This window comes from Candidatus Pelagibacter sp. HIMB1521 (assembly GCF_052047875.1).
Classification (GTDB): domain Bacteria; phylum Pseudomonadota; class Alphaproteobacteria; order Pelagibacterales; family Pelagibacteraceae; genus Pelagibacter.
Window position 1 is genome coordinate 57,818 of record NZ_JBNAIZ010000011.1, and the last position, 22,086, is coordinate 79,903.

The 22,086-nt window shown below is 30.8% G+C and carries 19 protein-coding genes and 5 tRNA genes; 3 read left to right on the plus strand and 21 right to left on the minus strand.

The annotated features are described in order from the left end of the window. Position 1: 1 nt before the first annotated feature. The 16 genes from rpsJ to ACTTA5_RS05810 all read right to left on the minus strand — a co-directional run bounded on the left by rpsJ (position 2) and on the right by ACTTA5_RS05810 (position 15,996). Positions 2–310 carry a 30S ribosomal protein S10 gene (rpsJ, locus tag ACTTA5_RS05735; protein WP_023853699.1) on the minus strand — a complete coding sequence of 103 codons (309 nt, stop codon included), beginning with the start codon at positions 308–310 and terminating at the stop codon, positions 2–4. Continuing rightward, complete coding sequence (gene fusA, locus ACTTA5_RS05740) at positions 310–2,388, minus strand: elongation factor G (RefSeq protein WP_440648601.1); 2,079 nt, start codon at positions 2,386–2,388, stop codon at positions 310–312. The genes rpsJ and fusA overlap by 1 nt, the downstream gene beginning before the upstream one ends. A gap of 6 nt (positions 2,389–2,394) precedes the next feature. Then, positions 2,395–2,865: a 30S ribosomal protein S7 gene (gene rpsG / locus ACTTA5_RS05745; RefSeq protein ID WP_075506812.1), complete on the minus strand. Its 471-nt coding sequence runs from the start codon at positions 2,863–2,865 to the stop codon at positions 2,395–2,397. Continuing rightward, positions 2,865–3,236: a 30S ribosomal protein S12 gene (rpsL, locus tag ACTTA5_RS05750; RefSeq protein WP_075506813.1), complete on the minus strand. Its 372-nt coding sequence runs from the start codon at positions 3,234–3,236 to the stop codon at positions 2,865–2,867. The genes rpsG and rpsL overlap by 1 nt, the downstream gene beginning before the upstream one ends. A gap of 169 nt (positions 3,237–3,405) precedes the next feature. Then, positions 3,406–7,578: a DNA-directed RNA polymerase subunit beta' gene (rpoC, locus tag ACTTA5_RS05755; protein WP_440648603.1), complete on the minus strand. Its 4,173-nt coding sequence runs from the start codon at positions 7,576–7,578 to the stop codon at positions 3,406–3,408. After that, the gene (rpoB, locus tag ACTTA5_RS05760; protein WP_440648605.1) at positions 7,578–11,663 is read right to left on the minus strand and encodes a DNA-directed RNA polymerase subunit beta; all 4,086 of its coding nucleotides are present in this window, start codon (positions 11,661–11,663) and stop codon (positions 7,578–7,580) included. The genes rpoC and rpoB overlap by 1 nt, the downstream gene beginning before the upstream one ends. A 56-nt stretch (positions 11,664–11,719) precedes the next feature. Beyond that, a complete protein-coding gene (rplL, locus tag ACTTA5_RS05765; protein WP_262589092.1) occupies positions 11,720–12,085 on the minus strand; it encodes a 50S ribosomal protein L7/L12 in 366 nt (121 codons plus the stop codon). 6 nt (positions 12,086–12,091) lie between these two features. After that, a complete protein-coding gene (rplJ, locus tag ACTTA5_RS05770; RefSeq protein ID WP_440648623.1) occupies positions 12,092–12,610 on the minus strand; it encodes a 50S ribosomal protein L10 in 519 nt (172 codons plus the stop codon). A 5-nt stretch (positions 12,611–12,615) separates the two neighbouring features. Then, positions 12,616–13,305 carry a 50S ribosomal protein L1 gene (rplA, locus tag ACTTA5_RS05775; RefSeq protein ID WP_440648607.1) on the minus strand — a complete coding sequence of 230 codons (690 nt, stop codon included), beginning with the start codon at positions 13,303–13,305 and terminating at the stop codon, positions 12,616–12,618. Beyond that, a complete protein-coding gene (rplK, locus tag ACTTA5_RS05780) occupies positions 13,305–13,730 on the minus strand; it encodes a 50S ribosomal protein L11 (protein WP_262589090.1) in 426 nt (141 codons plus the stop codon). The genes rplA and rplK overlap by 1 nt, the downstream gene beginning before the upstream one ends. Then, complete coding sequence (gene nusG, locus ACTTA5_RS05785) at positions 13,730–14,260, minus strand: transcription termination/antitermination protein NusG (protein ID WP_262589089.1); 531 nt, start codon at positions 14,258–14,260, stop codon at positions 13,730–13,732. The genes rplK and nusG overlap by 1 nt, the downstream gene beginning before the upstream one ends. Continuing rightward, a complete protein-coding gene (gene secE, locus ACTTA5_RS05790) occupies positions 14,260–14,451 on the minus strand; it encodes a preprotein translocase subunit SecE (RefSeq protein ID WP_440648609.1) in 192 nt (63 codons plus the stop codon). The genes nusG and secE overlap by 1 nt, the downstream gene beginning before the upstream one ends. Positions 14,452–14,468: 17 nt before the next feature. Further along, positions 14,469–14,544, minus strand: a tRNA-Trp gene (locus tag ACTTA5_RS05795). Between the two features lie 10 nt (positions 14,545–14,554). After that, on the minus strand, positions 14,555–15,745 hold the full coding sequence (gene tuf, locus ACTTA5_RS05800; protein ID WP_262589086.1) for an elongation factor Tu: 1,191 nt from the start codon (positions 15,743–15,745) through the stop codon (positions 14,555–14,557). A 45-nt stretch (positions 15,746–15,790) separates the two neighbouring features. Then, positions 15,791–15,864: transfer RNA gene (locus tag ACTTA5_RS05805), tRNA-Gly, on the minus strand. Between the two features lie 46 nt (positions 15,865–15,910). Next, positions 15,911–15,996 (minus strand) — tRNA-Tyr (locus tag ACTTA5_RS05810). Between the two features lie 130 nt (positions 15,997–16,126). Between ACTTA5_RS05810 and rlmB the strand changes: the two genes are divergently transcribed. Further along, positions 16,127–16,873 carry a 23S rRNA (guanosine(2251)-2'-O)-methyltransferase RlmB gene (gene rlmB, locus ACTTA5_RS05815; protein WP_440648611.1) on the plus strand — a complete coding sequence of 249 codons (747 nt, stop codon included), beginning with the start codon at positions 16,127–16,129 and terminating at the stop codon, positions 16,871–16,873. Between the two features lie 41 nt (positions 16,874–16,914). Here rlmB and ACTTA5_RS05820 read toward each other — a convergent pair whose 3' ends face one another. Continuing rightward, positions 16,915–17,877 carry a hypothetical protein gene (locus ACTTA5_RS05820; protein WP_440648613.1) on the minus strand — a complete coding sequence of 321 codons (963 nt, stop codon included), beginning with the start codon at positions 17,875–17,877 and terminating at the stop codon, positions 16,915–16,917. A 56-nt stretch (positions 17,878–17,933) separates the two neighbouring features. Further along, complete coding sequence (locus ACTTA5_RS05825) at positions 17,934–18,620, minus strand: TylF/MycF/NovP-related O-methyltransferase (protein WP_440648615.1); 687 nt, start codon at positions 18,618–18,620, stop codon at positions 17,934–17,936. A 131-nt stretch (positions 18,621–18,751) separates the two neighbouring features. Here ACTTA5_RS05825 and ACTTA5_RS05830 point away from each other — a divergent pair, with 131 nt between their 5' ends. Together ACTTA5_RS05830 and ACTTA5_RS05835 are read left to right on the plus strand one after the other, a co-directional pair. Further along, the gene (locus ACTTA5_RS05830) at positions 18,752–19,756 is read left to right on the plus strand and encodes an NAD-dependent epimerase/dehydratase family protein (RefSeq protein WP_440648617.1); all 1,005 of its coding nucleotides are present in this window, start codon (positions 18,752–18,754) and stop codon (positions 19,754–19,756) included. A 94-nt stretch (positions 19,757–19,850) separates the two neighbouring features. Then, positions 19,851–19,926: transfer RNA gene (locus ACTTA5_RS05835), tRNA-Thr, on the plus strand. Positions 19,927–20,078: 152 nt separating this feature from the next. On the opposite strand, the gene ACTTA5_RS05840 is transcribed toward ACTTA5_RS05835, so the two are convergent. From ACTTA5_RS05840 to ACTTA5_RS05850, 3 genes are all read right to left on the minus strand, one after another. Continuing rightward, positions 20,079–20,849 (minus strand): NAD kinase, encoded by a 771-nt coding sequence (locus ACTTA5_RS05840; RefSeq protein WP_440648619.1) that lies wholly within the window; start codon positions 20,847–20,849, stop codon positions 20,079–20,081. 4 nt (positions 20,850–20,853) lie between these two features. Further along, positions 20,854–20,939: transfer RNA gene (locus tag ACTTA5_RS05845), tRNA-Leu, on the minus strand. A gap of 153 nt (positions 20,940–21,092) precedes the next feature. Then, a partial coding sequence (locus tag ACTTA5_RS05850; RefSeq protein ID WP_440648621.1) for an SGNH hydrolase domain-containing protein occupies positions 21,093–22,086 on the minus strand: 994 nt, incomplete at its 5' end.

The following is a 22,086-nucleotide window of genomic DNA, read 5'->3' on the forward strand; positions in this document are numbered from 1 at the left end:
ATTAAATTTTTATCTCCACATCTACACCTGAAGCTAAGTCTAATTTCATTAAAGCTTCTACTGTTTGTGGTGTTGGTTCTATAATATCTATTAATCTTTTGTGAGTTCTAGATTCAAATTGCTCTCTACTTTTTTTATCAATATGTGGAGATCTTAAAACTGTATATCTTTCAATTCTAGTAGGAAGTGGTATTGGACCTTTTATAGTAGCTCCAGTTCTTTTAACTGTATTAACTATTTCTTCGGTAGAAGCATCCAAAACTTTGTTATCGTATGCTCTTAGTTTAATTCTAATATTTTGTTTTTCCATTAACCTGCTACCTTTTTAGTTACTTCATCTTGAACGTTTTGTGGAACTTTAGAATAATGATCAAAGAACATTGAATATTGCGCTCTTCCTTGAGACATTGATCTTAGATTGTTTATGTAGCCAAACATATTTGCTAAAGGAACCATTGCCGTGATTACAGTTGCATTACCTCTTTGCTCTTGAGTACTAATTTGGCCTCTTCTACTGTTTAGATCACCAATTACATCACCCATATAATCTTCTGGAGTAACAACTTCCACTCTCATAATGGGCTCTAAAAGCTTTAATCCACCTTGAGTGCAAGCTTCTTTAAAACATGCTCTGCTGGCAAGTTCAAATGCTAGAACACTTGAGTCTACATCATGATGCAAACCATCAACAATCGTTACTTTGTAATCAATCATAGGAAAACCTGCTAATATTCCACTATCAGAAACTGTCTCAATACCTTTTTCAACACCGGGGATAAATTCTTTTGGAATAGCTCCACCTTTAATGGCACTTTCAACCTCTCTACCCTTACCTGGTTCTTGAGGTTCAACAAATAATTTTACTTTAGCGAATTGACCAGCGCCACCACTTTGTTTTTTATGTATATATTCAAATTCAGCTGATTTTTCTATTGTCTCCCTGTAAGCAACTTGTGGAGCTCCAACATTTGCTTCAACTTTAAATTCTCTTTTCATACGATCAACAATAATATCTAAGTGTAACTCACCCATACCTTTGATGATTGTTTGACCAGATTCCTCGTCAGATGATACTCTAAATGATGGATCTTCTTTAGCTAATCTTGCTAAAGCTTCACCCATTTTTTCTTGGTCACCTTTTGTTTTAGGCTCAACAGCAATTTCAATTACTGGTTCAGGGAATTCCATTGGCTCTAATAAAACAGGATTTTCTTTGTCACACAAAGTATGACCTGTCATAGTATTTTTTAAACCTGCCAAAGAAACAATATCACCTGCATTTGCTTCTTTAATATCTTCTCTAGAGTTTGCATGCATTAAAAGCATACGACCAACTCTTTCTTCTTTATCTGATGAAGAATTGTACACAGCTGTACCAGATTTAATTGTACCAGAATAAATTCTAACAAATGTTAATGAACCAACAAAAGGATCATTTGCAACTTTAAATGCTAAACCTGAAAAAGATGATCCATCCTCAAACTTCATTTCAATTTCATCATCTGAACCAACTTTAGTTCCCTTAATAGACCCAATATCTACTGGACTTGGAAGGTAATTAATAACAGCATCTAATAAAGGTTGAACACCTTTATTTTTAAAAGCTGAACCAGTTAAAACAGGAACAAAGCTAAAATTTAAAGTTCCTTTTCTGATACATTTAACTAAATCTTCCTCTTTAATTTCATCGCCATTTAAATACGCTTCCATTAACTTTTCGTCTTGCTCAACTGCAGACTCAATTAGTTCGGTTCTGTATTTTTCTGAAATTTCTTTTAAATCATCAGGTATATCTTTATATTCCCACTCTGCACCTAGTGCTTCATTTTTCCATACTTGGGCTTTCATTTTAACTAGATCAACAACACCAGTTAATGAAGCTTCAATTCCAATAGGTACTTGTAAAACTAATGGTTTAGCACCCAATCTATCTCTGATCATATCAACACATCTAAAGAAATCAGCACCAGTTCTATCAAGTTTATTTACAAAACAAATTCTCGGAACTTTGTATTTGTCTGCCTGTCTCCATACTGTCTCAGATTGAGGCTCTACACCAGCAACTCCATCAAATACAGCCACAGCACCATCTAGTACTTTTAAAGATCTTTCTACTTCAATTGTAAAATCGACGTGACCCGGAGTATCAATTATATTAACTCTATGGTCATTCCAGAAACAAGTTGTTGCTGCAGAAGTAATTGTGATACCTCTCTCTTGTTCTTGCTCCATCCAATCCATTGTTGCAGCACCATCATGTACTTCACCAATTTTATGACTTTTTCCTGTATAATATAAAATTCTTTCTGTAGTAGTTGTTTTACCAGCGTCTATGTGGGCCATGATCCCAATGTTTCTATATTTATCTAATGTATGAGTTCTAGCCATAATTTTTTACCATCTAAAATGAGCAAATGCCTTATTAGACTCTGCCATTTTATGAACATCCTCTCGTTTTTTTACTGCAGCACCTTTTTTTTCATAAGCATCATACAGTTCGTTAAAAATTTTATCTGCCATGTGTTTGTCTTTTCTTTTTCTAGCTGAATCAACTAACCATCTTATTGCAAGCGCTTGGGCTCTTTTACTTTTTACCTCAACAGGCACTTGGTAAGTTGCACCACCTACTCTTCGTGATCTAACTTCTACTGTTGGTTTGATATTGTTAATCGCTTCATTGAAAATATTTATAGGCTCGTCTTTAGTTTTTGTTTTAATTTTCTCTATTGCTTCATAAACTATTTTTGCAGCAATTCCTCTTTTACCATCATACATGATGTTATTTATTAATTTTGGAATTATAGTTGAATTAAATTTTGGATCAGGAACTACATTTTTTTTGGGTTGAGTTTTTTTTCTAGACATTATTTACCTTTTTTTGTTCCGTATAAAGATCTTCTCTGTTTTCTATTTGCAACACCTTGTGTATCTAAATTTCCTCTTAAGATATGATATCTAACACCAGGTAAATCTTTAACCCTTCCACCTCTAATTAGTACTACTGAGTGTTCTTGTAAGTTATGACCTTCGCCTGGAATATAAGCAGTTACTTCAAAACCGTTTGACAATCTAACTCTAGCAACTTTTCTTAATGCAGAGTTTGGTTTTTTTGGAGTGGTTGTATAAACTTTAACACAAACACCTCTTTTCAAAGGTTGCTTCTGTAAAGCAGGAACTTTGTTCCTAGAAACTTGTTTAACTCTTTTTTTTCTTAACAACTGATTAATAGTTGGCATAATTTTTTTTTAAAATTAATTAATTTATTTTTGAGATGAAAATAACTGACAGGTTATTTTGTGGCAGCGTTTAGTACCTCAAGAGCACTACATTCCAACCAAAAACATCGCCAAAATACTTATTAATCAGCTATTGTCAAACTAAAACTGCAATTTTTAGGTGATTTTTTTATTGATTTACTTGTGTTTCTTCAGGCTCAGAAGCTTCAAGTTTATCTTGTTCTGCTAAGAAGCTATTATCATCTTCTAAGGCCTTGTTGTTCCATCTGTTCTTGATATTACCCGTTCCAGCAGGAACTAATCTTCCAACTATTACGTTCTCTTTTAAACCGTTTAATGGATCAACTTTCCCTTTAATTGCAGCGTCTGTTAATACTCTTGTTGTCTCTTGGAAAGATGCAGCAGAAATGAATGATTCTGTTTGAAGTGAAGCTTTAGTAATACCCATTAAAACTCTTTCTCCAACTGCAGGAGTTTTGCCTTCAGCAACTAATTTTTCATTAGTATTATCAAACTTGATTCTATCAACTACTTCACCCGGTAAATAGCTTGAATCTCCAGATACCTTAACTTCAACTTTCTTAAGCATTTGTCTTAGAATTGTTTCAATATGTTTATCGTTAATAATTACACCTTGTAATCGATATACTTCTTGAACTTGATTAACAAAATATTCTGTTAATTCTTTAATACCTAAAATTCTTAAAATATCATGCGGTAATGGCTGTCCATCTAAAAGATATTCACCTTTTTGAATTTTTTCACCAGGATTAAAGTTAATGTGTTTTCCTTTTGGAATTAAATAATTTGATGGTTCTGATCCGTCTTCTGGAACAATCGAAATTCTTTGTTTACCTCTAACTTCTTTTCCAAAAACAACGCTTCCATCATTTTCAGCAATAATAGCACTGTCCTTAGCTTTTCTAGCTTCGAAAAGTTCAGCTACTCTTGGAAGACCTCCGGTAATATCTTTAGTTTTTGTTGTTTCTTTAGGTAATCTTGCAATAACATCGCCAGCATAAACTTTTTGACCATCTTTAATTGATAAAATCGAATCTGGTACTAAGTAATATCTAGCTTCATTGTCATCTGCTTTTTTAATTACATTTCCTTTTTCATCTCTTAAAGTAATTCTTGGTTTTAAATCTGTACTCTTAGATTGACCTCTCCAATCAATTACAGATTTTGATGATATACCAGTTGCATCATCAGTAGTTTCTTGAATTGAAACACCATCTATCAAATCAACATAACTTGCAATACCACTCTTTTCAGCAATAACTGGAGTTGTATATGGATCCCACTCACAAATTTTTGTATTTGCTTTAACTTTATCTCCATTATTAAAAAATAATCTTGATCCATAAGCAACTTTATAAACTGCTATTTGAACTCCTTTATCATCCTCAATAGAAAGTTGAGTATTTCTTCCCATGACAATTAAATTCTTTTTTGAATCTTCTAAAATATTTGAGTTAATAATTTTTAATGTTCCATCGCTTTTGCTGATAATTTGGTTATCTTGTTTAACAGAAGCTGTTCCCCCAACGTGGAATGTTCTCATCGTTAACTGCGTACCTGGTTCTCCAATTGATTGAGCTGAAATCATACCAATTGCTTCACCCACATGCACCATTTTACCTCTAGATAAGTCTCTTCCATAACAAGTAGCGCACACACCCTCTTTAGAACTACAAGTCATTACTGAATAAACTTTTATAGATTTAACACCTGCTGCATCAATTTTATCACAACCTGCCTCGTCAATCATTTCCGACTTTTTAATTATTACCTCACCACTTAATGGATTTTTCACCTCAGCAGCTGTAACTCTACCAAGTGCTCTTTCTGCCAAACTAACAACTACATTACCACCTTCTAAGATCTCTGATAGTTCAATAAAACCTGGTTCTTCACATTTAATTTTTGTTACTGTTAAATCTTGAGCAACATCACACAATCTTCTTGTTAAATATCCAGAGCTTGCTGTTTTAAGCGCAGTATCTGCTAATCCTTTTCTTGCTCCGTGTGTAGAATTAAAATACTCTAAAGCTGTTAAACCTTCTTTAAAGTTAGAGATAATTGGACTTTCAATAATTTCACCTGAAGGTTTTGCAATTAATCCCCTCATACCAGCTAATTGTTTCATTTGCGCTGCTGAACCTCTGGCTCCGCTATCAGCCATCATAAATACTGAATTTATTTTTAAGCCCTCTTCTGTTTTTTCAGTTGCAGAAATTCTTTTCATCATTTCACCCGCAACTTTATCTGTGCATTTAGACCATGCATCTACAACTTTGTTGTACTTCTCGCCTCTTGTAATCAAACCTTCAGCATATTGAGTTTCATAATCAGCAATTAATTTTTTAGTATCATCAATTAATTGAGTTTTATTTTCAGGAATAATTAAATCATCTTTTCCAAATGAAATTCCTGCTTTAAATGCATGCTTAAATCCTAAATCTTTAAGTTTATCACAGAAAATAACTGTTGTTTTCTGACCACAGAATCTAAAAACCACATCAATTATTTCGGAAACAACTTTTTTTGGTAGCAATCTATCAACTAATGAAAATTTAATATTGCTATTTTTTGGTAATAGGTTGGCTAATAAAAATCTTCCTGCAGTTGATGTGTATTTTTCAATCTTTTTATTTCCTTGTTCATCAACAGTTTCATATCTTGAAATAATAGTGCTATGAACGTTAATTTCACCTGAAGATAATGCAAACTCTATTTGATCAGAATTAGTAAAGTATCCAGATGGTTTATCCGATACTGGTTCCTGAGAAAGATAATATATTCCTAAAATCATATCCTGACTTGGAACGATTATTGGTTTGCCATTTGAAGGAGATAGAATGTTGTTTGTTGATAGCATTAATATTCTTGCTTCCAACTGAGCTTCTAAACTTAAAGGTACATGAACAGCCATTTGGTCACCATCAAAATCAGCATTAAAAGCTGCACAAGTTAAAGGGTGTAGCTCAATTGCATCACCTTCAATTAATTTTGGTTCAAAAGCTTGAACACCAAGTCTATGAAGTGTTGGTGCTCTATTTAATAAAACAGGGTGCTCTCTTACGATTAACTCTAACGCATCCCATACAGCATTAGTTTCTTTCTCTACTAATTTTTTAGCTTGTTTGATTGTAGATGCTAATCCTAATTTGTTTAATCTTGCGTATAAAAATGGTTTAAATAACTCCAAAGCCATTTTTTTTGGCAATCCACACTCATGTAATTTTAAGTCTGGACCGACAACGATTACTGATCTTCCAGAGTAATCTACCCTTTTTCCTAACAAGTTTTGTCTAAATCTACCTTGCTTTCCTTTAAGCATTTCTGCAAGAGATTTAAGTGGTCTTTTACCTGTTCCAGTAATAACACGACCTCTTCTTCCATTGTCGAAAAGAGCATCAACAGATTCTTGAAGCATTCTTTTTTCATTTCTAACAATGATGTCTGGAGCTTTAAGATCCATTAATCTTTTTAATCTATTATTTCTGTTAATAACTCTTCTATAAAGGTCGTTCAGATCTGAAGTAGCAAATCTACCACCATCCAGTGGAACTAAAGGTCTTAATTCTGGTGGAATAACTGGAACCACAGTCATAATCATCCACTCTGGTTTTTGACCAGTTTCGATAAATGACTCTATTAATTTTAATCTCTTAATTGCTCTTTCTTCATTAACTTTAGATTTAGTCTCTTTAATAAAGCTAACAAGATTTTTTCTCTCTAATTCTAAGTCAAGATTTTTTAACATCTCAAGAACAGCTTCTGCTCCAATACCTGCAGTAAAGCTTTCTTCTCCAAATTCATCTTGATATTTTGCTAATTCTTCCTCATTTAAAAGTTGGTTTTTTTGAAGGCCAGTTAATCCTGGTTCAATTACTATAAAGTTTTCAAAATAAAGAACTCTTTCGATCTCTTTCAACTTCATGTCTACTGCAAGTGCAATTCTACTTGGTAATGATTTCAAGAACCAAATATGTGCCACAGGAGTTGCAAGATTAATGTGACCCATTCTCTCTCTTCTTACATTAGATTTTGTTACCTCAACGCCACATTTTTCACAAATAATACCTCTAAATTTCATTCGTTTATACTTTCCGCATAAACATTCGTAATCTTTGATTGGTCCAAAAATTCTTGCGCAGAATAGACCATCTTTCTCTGGTCTAAATGTTCTATAATTTATAGTTTCTGGTTTTTTAATTTCACCAAATGTCCAAGATTTAATTTTTTCAGGACTAGCTAAAGAAATTTTAATGCTATTAAAATTTTGCGCTTCTGAAATTTCGCTTCCTTTAAATAAATCAGTTAATTCTTTTTTCATTAATTAAGCTCCACGTTTAATGCTAATGATTTAATTTCTTTAACTAAGACGTTAAATGACTCTGGAATACCAGACTCGAAATTCTCTTCACCCTTAACTATAGTTTCATAAACTTTAACTCTTCCAGCAACGTCATCAGATTTTACAGTCAAAATTTCTTGTAAAGTATAAGAGGCTCCGTAAGCTTCAAGAGCCCAAACTTCCATTTCTCCAAATCTTTGACCACCTAATTGTGCTTTACCACCGAGAGGTTGTTGTGTAACCAAACTGTAAGGACCTGTAGATCTTGCGTGAATTTTATCTTCAACTAAGTGATGAAGTTTTAACATATAAATTATTCCAACTGTAACTGGTCTATCAAATTTTTCTCCAGTTCTTCCATCCCATAAATAAGTTTGTCCAGATCCTGGTAAGTTCGCTAACTCTAACATGTCAGTTACATTTTTCTCTTTAGCACCATCAAAAACAGGAGTTGATATTGCAATACCATTTTGTAAGTTTTCACACAGGTCTTTAAATTCGTTCTTACTTAATTTATCTACTTTTTCATTGAAAGTGTCTTCTCCATAAACAGATTTTAAAAATTTTTCTATTTTTTCAGTTCTTTCGATCTTTTTATTATTTTCGTTAACTAAATTTTTAATCTGTTCACCAAATTCTTTACAAGCCCAACCTAGGTGAGTTTCTAAAATTTGACCTACATTCATCCTACTTGGAACACCTAGAGGATTTAAAACAATATCAACTGGTCTACCATCTTCTCTGTATGGCATATCTTCAACTGGCACTATTTTACTAACAACACCCTTATTACCATGTCTTCCTGACATTTTATCACCTGGTCTTAATCTTCTCTTAATAGCTACAAAAACTTTTACCATTTTCATAACACTTGGTAATAAATCATCACCACTTCTAATTTTCAAAACTTTATCTTCAAATCTTTCTGTAATGTCTTGTTTTGCTTTGTTGTATTGATCTTTAAGTTGTGCCAAAGTTGCTTCATCATTTACATTTCCAACTGTTATTTTAAATACATCATTTATAGAAAGATTATTGATTGCATCAAAATCAAGTTTTGTTCCTTCAGATAAATCTTTTACTTTTTTAGTTAATGATGATCCTGATAAAATTTGTGAAGCTCTTTGTTTAATACTTCTCTCTAAAATTTCTTCCTCTACTAATTTATCTTGTTGAACTTGTTCAATTTCAGCTCTTTCAATAGTTATTGATCTTTCGTCTTTTTCAATACCATGTCTGTTAAATACTCTTACATCAACAACCGTACCACTAGCACCTCGTGACATTCTCAAAGATGTATCAGTGACATCAATAGCTTTCTCTCCGAAAATTGATCTTAATAGTTTTTCTTCTGGTCCTGATGCTGAATCACCTTTTGGTGTAACTTTTCCAACTAATATATCACCAGCGTTTACTTCAGCTCCAATGTAAACTATTCCTGACTCATCAAGATTTTTCAAAGCTTCTTCATTAACATTAGGAATATCTCTAGTAATTTCTTCTTCTCCTAATTTAGTGTCTCTCGCCATTATTTCGTATTCTTCAATATGAACTGAAGTAAATACATCGTCAGTTACACATCTTTCTGAAATCAAAATTGAGTCTTCAAAGTTGTAACCTTGCCATGGCATGAAAGCTACTGTTACATTTTTTCCAAGTGCCAACTCACCTAATTTTGTTGAAGGACCATCTGCAATAATATCACCAGATTTAACTTTATCACCAACTCTAACAAGTGGTCTTTGGTTAATGCATGTATTTTGGTTTGATCTTTTAAATTTTTGCAAGTTATAAATGTCTACACCTGACTCACTAAAATCAGTTTCTTCTGTTACTTTAATAACAATTCTCTTACCATCAATTTTATCAACAACTCCATCTCTCTTAGCAACAATCGTTACACCAGAGTCTAAAGCCACATCACTTTCAATTCCAGTACCAACCAATGGAGACTCTGGTTTTAAAAGAGGAACTGCTTGTCTCATCATGTTAGAACCCATTAGAGCTCTGTTAGCATCATCATTTTCCAAGAAAGGTATTAAAGATGCTGCAACAGAAACAAGTTGTTTTGGTGAAACGTCAATATAATCAATTGCATCTGGTTTTGATAAAAGGAAGTTTAAATTTTGTCTGCAAGAAACAAGCTCCTCAACTATCTTTCCATTTTTATCTAACTTTGTATTTGCTTGAGCAATTGTAAATTTGGTTTCTTCCATCGCAGATAAATACTCAACTTTATCCTGCACAACTCCATCTTTTACTTTTTTATATGGGCTTTCAATAAAACCATATTTATTTATTTTTGCATAAGTTGATAAACTATTTATCAAACCAATGTTTGGCCCCTCTGGAGTCTCAATTGGGCAAATTCTTCCGTAATGAGTTGGGTGAACGTCTCGAACTTCAAATCCTGCTCTTTCTCTTGTTAGTCCACCTGGTCCAAGAGCAGAAACTCTTCTTTTATGTGTAATTTCTGACAATGGGTTCGTTTGATCCATAAACTGTGAAAGTTGAGAGCTAGCGAAAAAATCTTTCAATGAAACAGTTAGTGGTTTTGCGTTAATTAAATCCTGTGGCATCGCAGACTCAACATCTAAAGTAGTCATTTTTTCTTTAATAGCCCTTTCCATTCTGTAAACACCAATTCTCGCCTGGTTTTCAACTAGTTCACCTACAGAACGTACTCTTCTATTTCCTAAATGATCAATATCATCAACATCATCCTTACCATCTCTCAAATCTAACATTTTGTGAATAATTGCAATAATGTCATCATTTCTTAAGATCGTAATTTTATCAGAGCACTCTAGGTTTAATCTTGAATTCATTTTCACTCTACCAACATCGGATAGATCATATCTGTCTGAGCTAAAGAAAAGATTGTTAAATATTTGAGTGGCTATCTCAATTGTTGGTGGTTCACCAGGTCTTAGCATTTTATATATTTCCGTTATAGCCTCGTCTTTAGAGTTATTTTTATCTGCTAAAACAGTTGTTAATAAATAAGGTCCTTTATTTATGGAATTTGTTATCGATATCTGTAAAGAGTGAATATTTGCATCCAGAATTTGTTGAATAATTGTATCATTTAATTCAGTACCAATTTTAAACGTACCTTCTTCTTCATCACTTACTTTAACATCTCTATGTAAAAATTTTCCAAAAAGAGATTCTCTTGAAACTAAAATATCTTTAAGTCCATCGTTAGCTAATTTTTTAGCATTTAAAAAATTTATTTTATCACCTAATTTTATCACTACATCACCAGTTTTTGCATCAATTACTTCTTCTGAAAAATTTTTGGCTTTATAATTCTCAGGGTTAAATTTAGTTTTCCATTTTTCTGTCTTAGGATCAAAAGTGTATTGCTCACTTTCATAAAACTCATCAACAATTTCTGATTTAGAAAAACCTAAAGCTAAAAGTAACGTTGAAGCAAATATTTTTTTCTTTCTATCAATTTTAAAATATAGAAAATCTTTAACATCATATTCAAAATCCAACCAAGATCCTCTGTTAGGTATTACTCTACAATTAAATAATAATTTTCCACTTGCGTGTGTTTTTCCTTTGTCATGGTCAAAGAAAACACCTGGACTTCTATGCATCTGGTTAACTACAACACGTTGAACACCATTGGTAATAAATGTTCCGCTATTAGTCATCATAGGAACTTCACCCATGTAAACTTCTTGTTCTTTTGCAGATAAAATATCCTTAGTATTATTTTCTTGATCTATTTCGTAAACAACTAATCTTAAAGTACATTTAAGAGCTGAAGAATAAGTTAGACCTCTTGTTATACATTCTTCAACATCAAATTTAGGTTTTTCTAATCTGTATGAAACATATTCAAGAGTTGCTTTGTCGTTTAAATCCTCAATTGGAAAAATACTTTTAAATACTCTATCAAAACCTTTTGTTAATTCAGTTTCAGCATAGAATTCAGTTAATTCTTTGTAAGAATTTTTTTGAACTTCAATAAGATTTGGTATTGATAAACTTTCTTTTAGTTTACCAAAACTTTTTCTAATGTTTTTCTTTTCAGTAAAAGATAATTGCATCTATATTTATTAATACTGATTAAAAATAATCAGTATTTGAATTCTTTCTAATTAATTTATTTAAGTTCTACTTTTGCGCCAGCAGCTTCTAACTTAGCTTTGATCTCTTCGGCATCTTTTTTGTTAACACCTGATTTAACTTCTTTTGGTGCTCCCTCTACAAGATCTTTTGCTTCTTTTAAACCTAATGAAGTAGCTGCTCTTACTTCTTTAATAACATTGATTTTTTTATCACCTGCAGAAACTAGCATGATAGTGAAATCATCCTTTTCTTCTGCTGGAGCTGCACCACCTGCTGCTGCTGGAGCTGCTGCTGCCATTGGAGTTACACCCCACTTTTCTTCTAACTGTTTTGAAAGTTCGGCTGCTTCAGCTACAGTCAAACTTGATAAGTCTTCAATAATTTTATTTAGGTCAGGCATATTTTTTTACTCTTTGGGTTGTGTTTCAGAATTTTCTGCCGACAAACTACTCATTTTTTCCGAATGTGCAAGCAAAATACTAATTAATTTTGAGGCTGGAGCGTTTAAAATACCTACAATATTAGCTCTTGCTTCATCTAGTGTAGGTAAACTAGCAACATTTTGGACACCTGCCTGATCCAAGACCTCATCATCCATTATTCCACCAATTAATTTAAGATTCTCATTATCTTTGGCAAATTTAGATAAGATTCTTGCAGACATTATTGCATCTTCACCAAATGCAACTGCTGTAGGACCTGAGAAAAGATTAGATAGGTCTTTACACTTAGTTTTCTCCAATGCTAATTTTGTAATTCTGTTTTTAGTTATCTTAAAGACGATACCATGCTCTCTCATTTTTGCTCTTAAATCATCTAATTGAGTCATTGTTAATCCTTGATAGTGTGTAACCATAACAGCTTTACTACTCTCAAATTTAGAGGTCATTTCTTCAATATAATTTTTCTTTTGTTCTTTGTTCATCATAACTATATCGATTTTCCTAATTTAACTTTGTATGCGACACCCATAGTAGAGGTTGCAAAAACACCTTTTATTAAATCACCTTTGAGTGTGTTGTTAGACTTTTCTTTTTCTAATGCATCTATTATTGCATTATAATTTTTTAATAATTGATCATCACTGAATGATTTTTTTCCAATACTTACTCCAATATTTCCATCTTTATCATTTCTAATTTCAACTTGTCCTGATTTTGCATCAGTAACTGCTTGTTTAATATTTTCAGATACTGAACCAAGTTTTGGATTTGGCATTAATCCTTTTGGACCTAAAACTTTTCCTAATTTCGAAAGTTTAACCATCATTCCTGGTGTGCAAATCAATTTTTCAAAATTTAAATCTCCACCTTTGATTTGTTCAACAAACTCATCTCCACCAACAATATCAGCGCCCGCATCTTTTGCCTCTTGTGCTTTATTATCTTCACAAACAACAGCAACTTTTACTTTCTTACCTGTTCCTCCTGGAAGATTTACCACAGTTCTAATGTTGACTTCACTTTTCTTTTGTTTGTTATTTATTTGAAAACTTAAATCTAAAGATTCATCAAATTTTGTTGTGCAGTTTTTTTTAAGCTCGGGTAATAATTTTTCAATAGACTCTGCATTTAAGTCTTTAGTTTTTTCAGGTAATTTTTTATATCTTTTTGAAGCCATTATTCTTTTACCTCTATACCCATTGATCTAGCTGAACCTGCAATAATTTTTACTGCTTCATTTATATCGTGAGCATTTAAATCATTCATTTTTTCTTTAGCAATATCTTCTAATTGTTTTTTTGAAATTGAAGCTACAATATTTCTTCCTGGCTCTTTTGATCCACCTTTTAATTTAACAGCCTCTTTAATATAAAAAGATGCTGGTGGTGATTTAATTTTAAAATCAAACTTTTTATCTTTATAAACAGTAATTTCAACAGGAACAGGTTTTCCAGCCATAGATTTTGTTTTATCATTAAATGCTTTACAAAATTCCATTATATTCACACCACGTTGACCTAAAGCAGGACCAACTGGAGGAGCAGGATTAGCTTGTCCGCCTTTAATTTGCAACTTTATGAATCCACTTATTTCTTTTGCCATTAACTTACTTTCTCCACTTGGTTATATTCTAAATCTACCGGTGTTGGACGACCAAATATAGAAACTGACACCTTAAGTCTAGCTTTTTCTTCATCAATTTCTTCAATCATTCCATTAAATGATGCAAATGGACCATCAACAACCTGAACTTTTTCACCAACGCTGTAATCTATACCAGATTTTGGCTGAGCCACACCATCTTTAATTTGGCCTAAAATCTTCTCAACTTCCTTATCAGAAACAGGTACTGGGATGCCTTTTGATCCAAGGAAACCACTAACTCTCTTTATCCCTTTGATCATATGATAAATATTGTTATCCATTTCACTCTTTATTAGTACGTATCCAGGAAAATATTTCTTTTTTCTTTGAATTCTCTTTCCTCTTTTAACTTCCGTAACATCGTGAGTTGGAACTATAATTTCTTCGAATTTCTCACTTATTTTAGCCTTATCTGCTTCTTCTTTAATTAATGAAGCAACTTTATTTTCAAAACTGGAGTGTGATTGAACAATGTACCAATTTTTCATTAAATACTTACCTTTAACAATAGTTCTAAGAAGAATTTAAGAACCTGATCTAATAAAAGAAAGAATAATGACATTACAACTGCCATAACGAATACCATTAAAGCACCTTGCAAAGTTTCTTTCCAAGTAGGCCAAGAAACTTTGAAAGCTTCTTGTTTTACTTCCTGGATAAATTTAATCGGGTTCTTCATAATTCTTTAGCTCAAATTGGCAGGAGCGGAGGGACTCGAACCCTCAGCCTCCGGTTTTGGAGACCGGCGCTCTACCAATTGAGCTACACTCCTATTTATAGAGTTACTCTATAATTTTAGTTACTACTCCTGCTCCAACAGTTCTACCACCTTCTCTAATAGCAAAGTTTAATTTTTCTGCCATTGCAATAGGTGTAATCAGTTTAACAGTGAATTTAGCATCGTCACCTGGCATAACCATTTCTGTACCTGCTGGCAATTCTACTTCTCCAGTTACGTCTGTTGTTCTAAAATAAAACTGAGGTCTATATTTTGTAAAGAAAGGAGTGTGTCTTCCACCCTCGTCTTTTTTAAGAATATAGGCTTGAGCTTCAAATTTAGTATGAGGAGTTATTGATCCAGGCTTACAAAGAACTTGACCTCTTTCAATGTCAGTTCTTTCAATACCTCTCAATAAAATTCCTACGTTATCACCAGCTTCACCAGAGTCTAAAAGTTTTCTAAACATTTCTACTCCAGTACAAACAGATTTTTTTGTTTCTTTAATTCCAACGATTTCAACTTCTTCACCAGTTTTAATTACACCAGATTCTACTCTTCCAGTCGCAACTGTTCCTCTTCCTGAAATTGAAAATACGTCCTCAACTGGCATCAAGAATGGCTTGTCAACTTCTCTAGCTGGTTGCGGAATATGTTCATCAACAGCTTTCATTAATTCTAAAATTGAATTTTTTCCAATTTCATCATCTCTTTTTTCAACTGCTGCTAAAGCCGAACCTTTAACGATTGGAGTTGTATCTCCAGGATATTTGTAAGAAGTTAAAAGTTCTCTAATCTCTTCTTCTACAAGTTCAATCATATCTTTATCATCAACTTGATCTACTTTATTTAAGTAAACAACAATTGCCGGTATACCAACTTGTCTTCCTAAAAGAATATGTTCTCTTGTTTGTGGCATAGGACCATCAGCTGCATTAACAACTAATATCGCTCCATCCATTTGTGCTGCACCAGTAATCATATTTTTTACATAGTCAGCGTGACCAGGACAGTCTACGTGAGCATAGTGTCTTTTTTCAGTTTCATATTCAACATGTGCTGTTGAAATTGTAATTCCTCTCTCTTTTTCCTCTGGAGCTTTATCGATTTGATCGTATGCTACAGCTGTTCCACCACCAGCTTCAGCTAATACATTTGTTATAGCTGCAGTAAGAGTTGTTTTACCATGGTCGACATGACCAATAGTCCCAATGTTACAGTGGGGTTTACTTCGTACGAATTTTTCTTTTGACATTTCTTTTTAACCTCAGTTTTTTTTTGTTTCTTAACTTTAATTTCTTGGAGCGGGTAAAGGGAATCGAACCCTTACATCCAGCTTGGAAGGCTAGCGTTCTACCATTGAACTACACCCGCACAACCCCAAGAGTAACACTCCATTGTAATTTAAAATTATATTAAATGGTGGAGGGGGAAAGATTCGAACTTTCGAAGACCGAAGTCAACGGGTTTACAGCCCGCCCCATTTGACCGCTCTGGAACCCCTCCTTTGGGGAAGTGTCCCCTTGTTCAATATAGCTTCAAATAACAAGCGTTTTATATATTTTATTTATCCAAATGCAACACGTGATTTATTAAGAAAAACTATTAAAAAACGTGTAAAACACATCATAATTTTATGAATAAATCATCTTTTTTTATTGTTGGTCAACATGCGGTAATGGAAGCATTACGTAATCCAAATAGAAAAGTTTTAAGAGTTTTTTTGACAGAAGATTCTAAAAAAAATATTCACAGAAAAAATCCAAACCACAATCTTCTAAATGAAGTAAAGGTCTATTTTAAATCAAAAAAAGAATTAGACAAATACACATCAAAAGATCAATTAATGCACAACGGATATGTTGCGGAAATTGAACATTTAGATCAACCAGATTTAAAAGAATTTATTAAAGGAAAAAATAATCTTACATTTGTCTGTCTAGATGAAGTGACTGATCCAAGAAACATAGGTTCTTTAATAAGAAGTGCTGCTTCATTTAGTATTGATGGATTAATAATTAAAGAGAGACATTTTCCAAGAGATAGCAAGTTGATGTATAAATCTGCAAGTGGCTGTATGGAACATATGAATATTTTTCAGGTATCAAATATAAATTCTACATTAAAAAATTTAAGACAGAAAAACTTTTGGGTATATGGTTTTGACTCAAAAGGTGAAAAAAATTTTACTGATGTTAAATGGGAGGGAAACAATATTCTCGTATTTGGTTCTGAAGGGTTTGGTATGAGAAAGCACACAAGTAAATACACAGACTTTTTTGTTAAAATCAATATAAATAATAATATCGAAAGTTTAAATATATCAAACAGTGCAGCGATAGCTTTTCATCATTTAGATTTTTTAAAAAAAGTTAATAAGTAATTTATATCAATAAAAAGTAAATTATATAAAACAACAAAATATCAATTACTTATAATTTTTTTAATAATTTTTTTTAAAAATTTAGGTAAATATTTGCTACCAAAATTATATCCAATAAGTTTTAATGATCTTATATAATCAACATAGGCAATTCTTGTTTCGTCAATACTCAGATTTTCATCATAAAAGTTTGATATTTTTTTTTTGTCAGCAAGCAAATGTAGTAATTGGAAATTATTTATTATATAGTTAAAATCTTTCTGTTTGTGATTTATGTTTATGCTCCAATAACGTGAAAATATTTTTAAATTATTAACATCGTTAACTTTGTAGAGATCATTAGAACTAATTTCATTAATTGCACCGGTTAAAAAAAGTTCATCAGTCATATTTTTTAATTTGTTTTTATTTTGAACTTGAAATGTTTGATATTTTTTTGAATATTTATAAAGTAATTTATAAAACTCTTTATTTCCTGCAAAAAAATCTCCACCGACCCATTTTGTTGAGGCAGATGAATTAATAATTTTAAGTTGGGAATTTATAAATTTTTTGCCATAAGCTGGAAAAATATTATCACTTATATTGTTTATATAACCCTCTCCGTATAAGAAAATTTCCTTCAATGGAGGTAACTTTGAAACAACAAGTACATCTAGATCAATTAAAATTGAAAATTCATTTTTTTTCTGGGAAAAATATTTGAATACATCTACTCTATAGTGACATGGTGAAAAATGAATATCATTTGGCACATATGTTTCAAAATTTATTTTTTCTAAATTCAATTCTAGATTATTTTTAATTGAAATTTCTTGTATTTTATCCAGATCATTACATAACAATACATATTTATAGCCAAGAGAACCTAAACTTCTGCTTAAATTAGCAGCACATTTTAGATAAATGAGTCTTTGTTTATCAATTTTTTTTGTATCAAAATTTAAATTTTGAAATTCATCTTTTAAGAAAAGTAGTCCATAAAATTTTATCTCACTGTGCATATATCTATTTTTTAAATTAAAAAATAATAAAAATATTTTTCATCAAAATTTTAAAATTAATCTTTAATAATTAACCTGCATGCATAATCTACATAATGCATCCAAACGTATTTATCTTTAAAAAATTCATCCACAGCTTTTTTGGAACCGCTCCAATGGCCATAGTCATCTATAATAATAATACCTCCTGAAATTACTCTGCTGAACATGACTTCAAGCTCTTTCTTTGTGCTTAAATACCAGTCTGTATCTAATCTTAAAATACTTATTTTTAATGGTAAATTTTTTTCTTCGTTTAAAGTATCCTCAACATTACCTTTAATAAATTTTATATTATCAAGATTTCCTGTCTCATTAAGAATATTTCTTTTAACATTTTCGATAGTACAAACACCCCATGAATTACTTTTTTTGCTTTTATCCTTTTTTAAAATTTGACTTGCTTTTTTATTATTTTTTAAATCATAATCATCACTAGTTGGCTCGGTCATTCCCTCAAATGTATCATAGGCATAAATTGTTTTATTTTTATTTTTAAATTCCTTTTCTAAAAATTTTTTAAACAAAATTATATTTCCTCCTTTCCAAACACCGCATTCTACAAAATCTCCATCTATATTTTTTTGGTTAACATGCTTAAGGGATTGTATTAGAGTAAATATTCGAATTTTTGGCGTCATAGAATATCTTGATATCGTTTTTATCATCTCATTGTCATTATTGGACAATTCAACGATTTTCATATTATTGTTTATTATTGAGAGATTAAAATATGCAAGAAATTTATTAATTAGATGTTTTATTATACTAATCATCAGAACATTTATTTCTTAAAATCATAGACTTTTCAATACAATTAATATAATCCAAAAATATGAATATTTTCATCACTGGTATTGCAGGATTCTTAGGTTCAAATTTAGCTGATTTTTATATTAAAAAAAATTTCAATGTGATTGGTTGTGATAACTTAATAGGAGGTGATTTAAAGAATTTAGATAAAAAAGTCAAATTTTATAAAGCTGATTGTGAAGATCTAAAATTTATGAAATCAGTAATAAAAAATGTTGATGTAGTTATACATGCAGCTGCTTTTGCTCATGAGAACTTATCATTATACTCACCAAACCTAATATCAAAAAATATAATTAATGGTTCCACTGCTGTTTTTAGTGCATCTATCCAAAACAAAGTTAAAAGAATTGTTTTTTGTTCATCTATCGCAAGATATGGTTCAGCAAAAATTCCGTACCTAGAAAACTCCAATCCAAAACCTATTGACCCATATGGTATATGTAAATTAGCTGCAGAAAAAATACTTATCAATTTATGTGAAACTTATGGTGTGGAATATAATATTGCAGTTCCTTATAATATCATTGGAGTTAAACAAAAATATGATGATCCTTTTAGGAATGTTGCGTCGATTATGATTAATTTAATGTTGCAAAATAGACAACCAATTATTTACGGTGATGGAGAACAAACAAGGAGTTTTTCAGATGTTGATGATTGTGTTTACTGTTTAGACAAACTGATACTAGACCCAAATATTGTTTCAGAAATTATCAACATAGGCCCTGGGCAAGATGAAAAAATTACAATAAATAATTTATTTCAAGAGATTTCAAATCAATTGAAATTTAACAAATCACCAATATATAAACCAGAACGAGTTAATGAAGTAAAAGACGCAATATGTTCCTCAGAAAAAGCCTCTATAAAATTAGGTTACAAATCTAAAAAAAGTTTTAAGCAAGTAATTAGTAAAATGATAGATCATATAAAAAAAAGAGGGCCTAAAAAATTTGAATATAATTATGAATTAGAAATAGAAAATGAGATAACTCCTGATACATGGAAAAATAAGATCATTTAATATTATTGATTTTCTATATGTTTAAATAGTTTAAAAGATCAGGTGATTTTATTTATCTTGAAATAAAGTAATTATTTATTATACATCAAATGTTGCCCTTGTAGCTCAGTTGGTAGAGCAATTGATTTGTAATCAATAGGTCCGCGGTTCGAATCCGTGCGGGGGCACCACTTCTTTCTTTACCAAGCAGTTAACTTCAAACACTTATCAAAATTCTTGATACTAACATAACAACCAAAGAATGACATTAATTTAAATGCAAAAAATCCTGCAAATAAAACTAAAGCAACTATTATAATTGGATTAAAATTATTGATTAAATCTAACTTGTTTCTTTTCTTATTTGTTCAATTTTAATTTTTTTTTGTAAACTTCTACTTTTATCATAGAGAAGATTAAACTTAATTTTATTATTTATTTTAATAGTAATAGATTTTGCATTTCTGACTTCCAAATTATCTGCAACTGCACTAATGGGTCTCTTAGATGGATTGAGATTTGTGATAACAATTTTAGATTTATCATTAACTATTTTACCCTTCCACCTTCTTGGTCTAAATGCGCTAATTGGAGATATCGATAATTTTTTTGAATGAAGACTTAATATAGGTCCATGAACGGATAAATTATAAGCAGTACTTCCAGCAGGTGTAGACACCAAAACTCCATCCGAAACTAATTTTTTTATAATTTGCCTAGAACCTTGTTTGATTGATAATGAAGCTGCTTGTCTACTCTGCCTTAATACAGAAACTTCATTAATAGCTATAGATTTTTTGATTTGATTATTTTTATTTCTTACAATCATTTCTAAAGGAGAAATTGAAACCATATTTGCTTTGGAAAGGTTTTTTATAATATATTTTGAGGAAAATTTATTCATTAGAAAACCGTAGTTTCCAGAGTTAATCCCATAGAAAAATTTATTTGAATTTTTGTTTCTTTTAAGAGTTTGGAGCATAAAACCATCACCTCCAATAACAATAGTTAAATTTTTGTTTTGAAAATTATTAGAACTAATTTTTTTTAATAAAATATTTTTTATATTTAAGGATTTATTATTTTTATCAGAAATAATTTGTAGTTTGTTCATTTAATGGTGCCCTCGGCCAGACTCGAACTGGCACTCCGCAAGCGGCAAGGATTTTAAGTCCTTTGTGTCTACCAATTTCACCACGAGGGCATTAATGAATTTCATGAGTATTTATGCTAATATTTATAATTGAACAAGGATAATAAGTAAATTTTTTTTAATTTATCTCTTCAAGAACTGGTCTAATACTGATTATTCCATATTGCTCAATACAAACAGAATACAATACAATTTATGGTTATGTTATTGAATTTCTTTGAAAAAAAAGTTTGTTAAATCACTTTTAAGAAGTTTACTTCCTTCAAAACTAATATGATTTTCATCTTTATAAAAAGGTTTGTCAATTTCTCCAATTACACATTTGTTACTTTTACATAAGGTATTATGAGGAAAAAAAACTTTTATTTCATTTTTTTTATTTAAGTCATCCATTAAGTTTAAGATAAATTTATAAGACTCATTAAACTCCTCAATATTTATTCTACTATTATCAAGAAAATTTATAATATCTCTGTTTTTATAAGCATCTGAATAAATGTTATATGGATGGTCTTTTAACTCAGGTATATCTGCGATTATATTGATATTTATTCCAAGCTTTGTATATTCATCGATAGTCATTTTTAATAGTCTTTCTAAAAGTTTTTGATTTTCGGCTAAATCAAGATTATTGCCAAAATATTTGCTAGTTTTTCTATTTTTATTATATCCTTCACTTGTAAAAAAATTCCACCTAGCAATTAAAACTATGTTTTTGATATCATTAGCTCTTATATGTTCATAAATTGCGTGATTTAATTTTAAACAATTTTTAGATTTCAATTTAACTGAATCAATATTTTCATTCTCTTTTCTAGAAATAATTAAAGGAGGGCAACCATTTTTAAAAATAAAATAAGACTTTATATTCAAGTCTGAAAAAACATCATTAATCAAATGACTTAATTGATACGCATGACTATCACCAAATACAAAATAACTATTTTTTTGTTTTAAATCACCAACATTACAAATTTTTGAATAAAAAGTCTTATAATCAAAATCGTTATTTTCATTAATATCAAAATGACATTTTGTTATTTGATCTTTGTCAAAAGTTTTTTGAATACTTGTAAGTTTATCGTTTAAATGTCTGTATACACCAGCAGTAAATAATAGAGCTAATATTATTATGTATGTTAATATTTTTTTTTTAGAATTATTTTTATTAACTAATTGTAATTCAACAAAATTATAT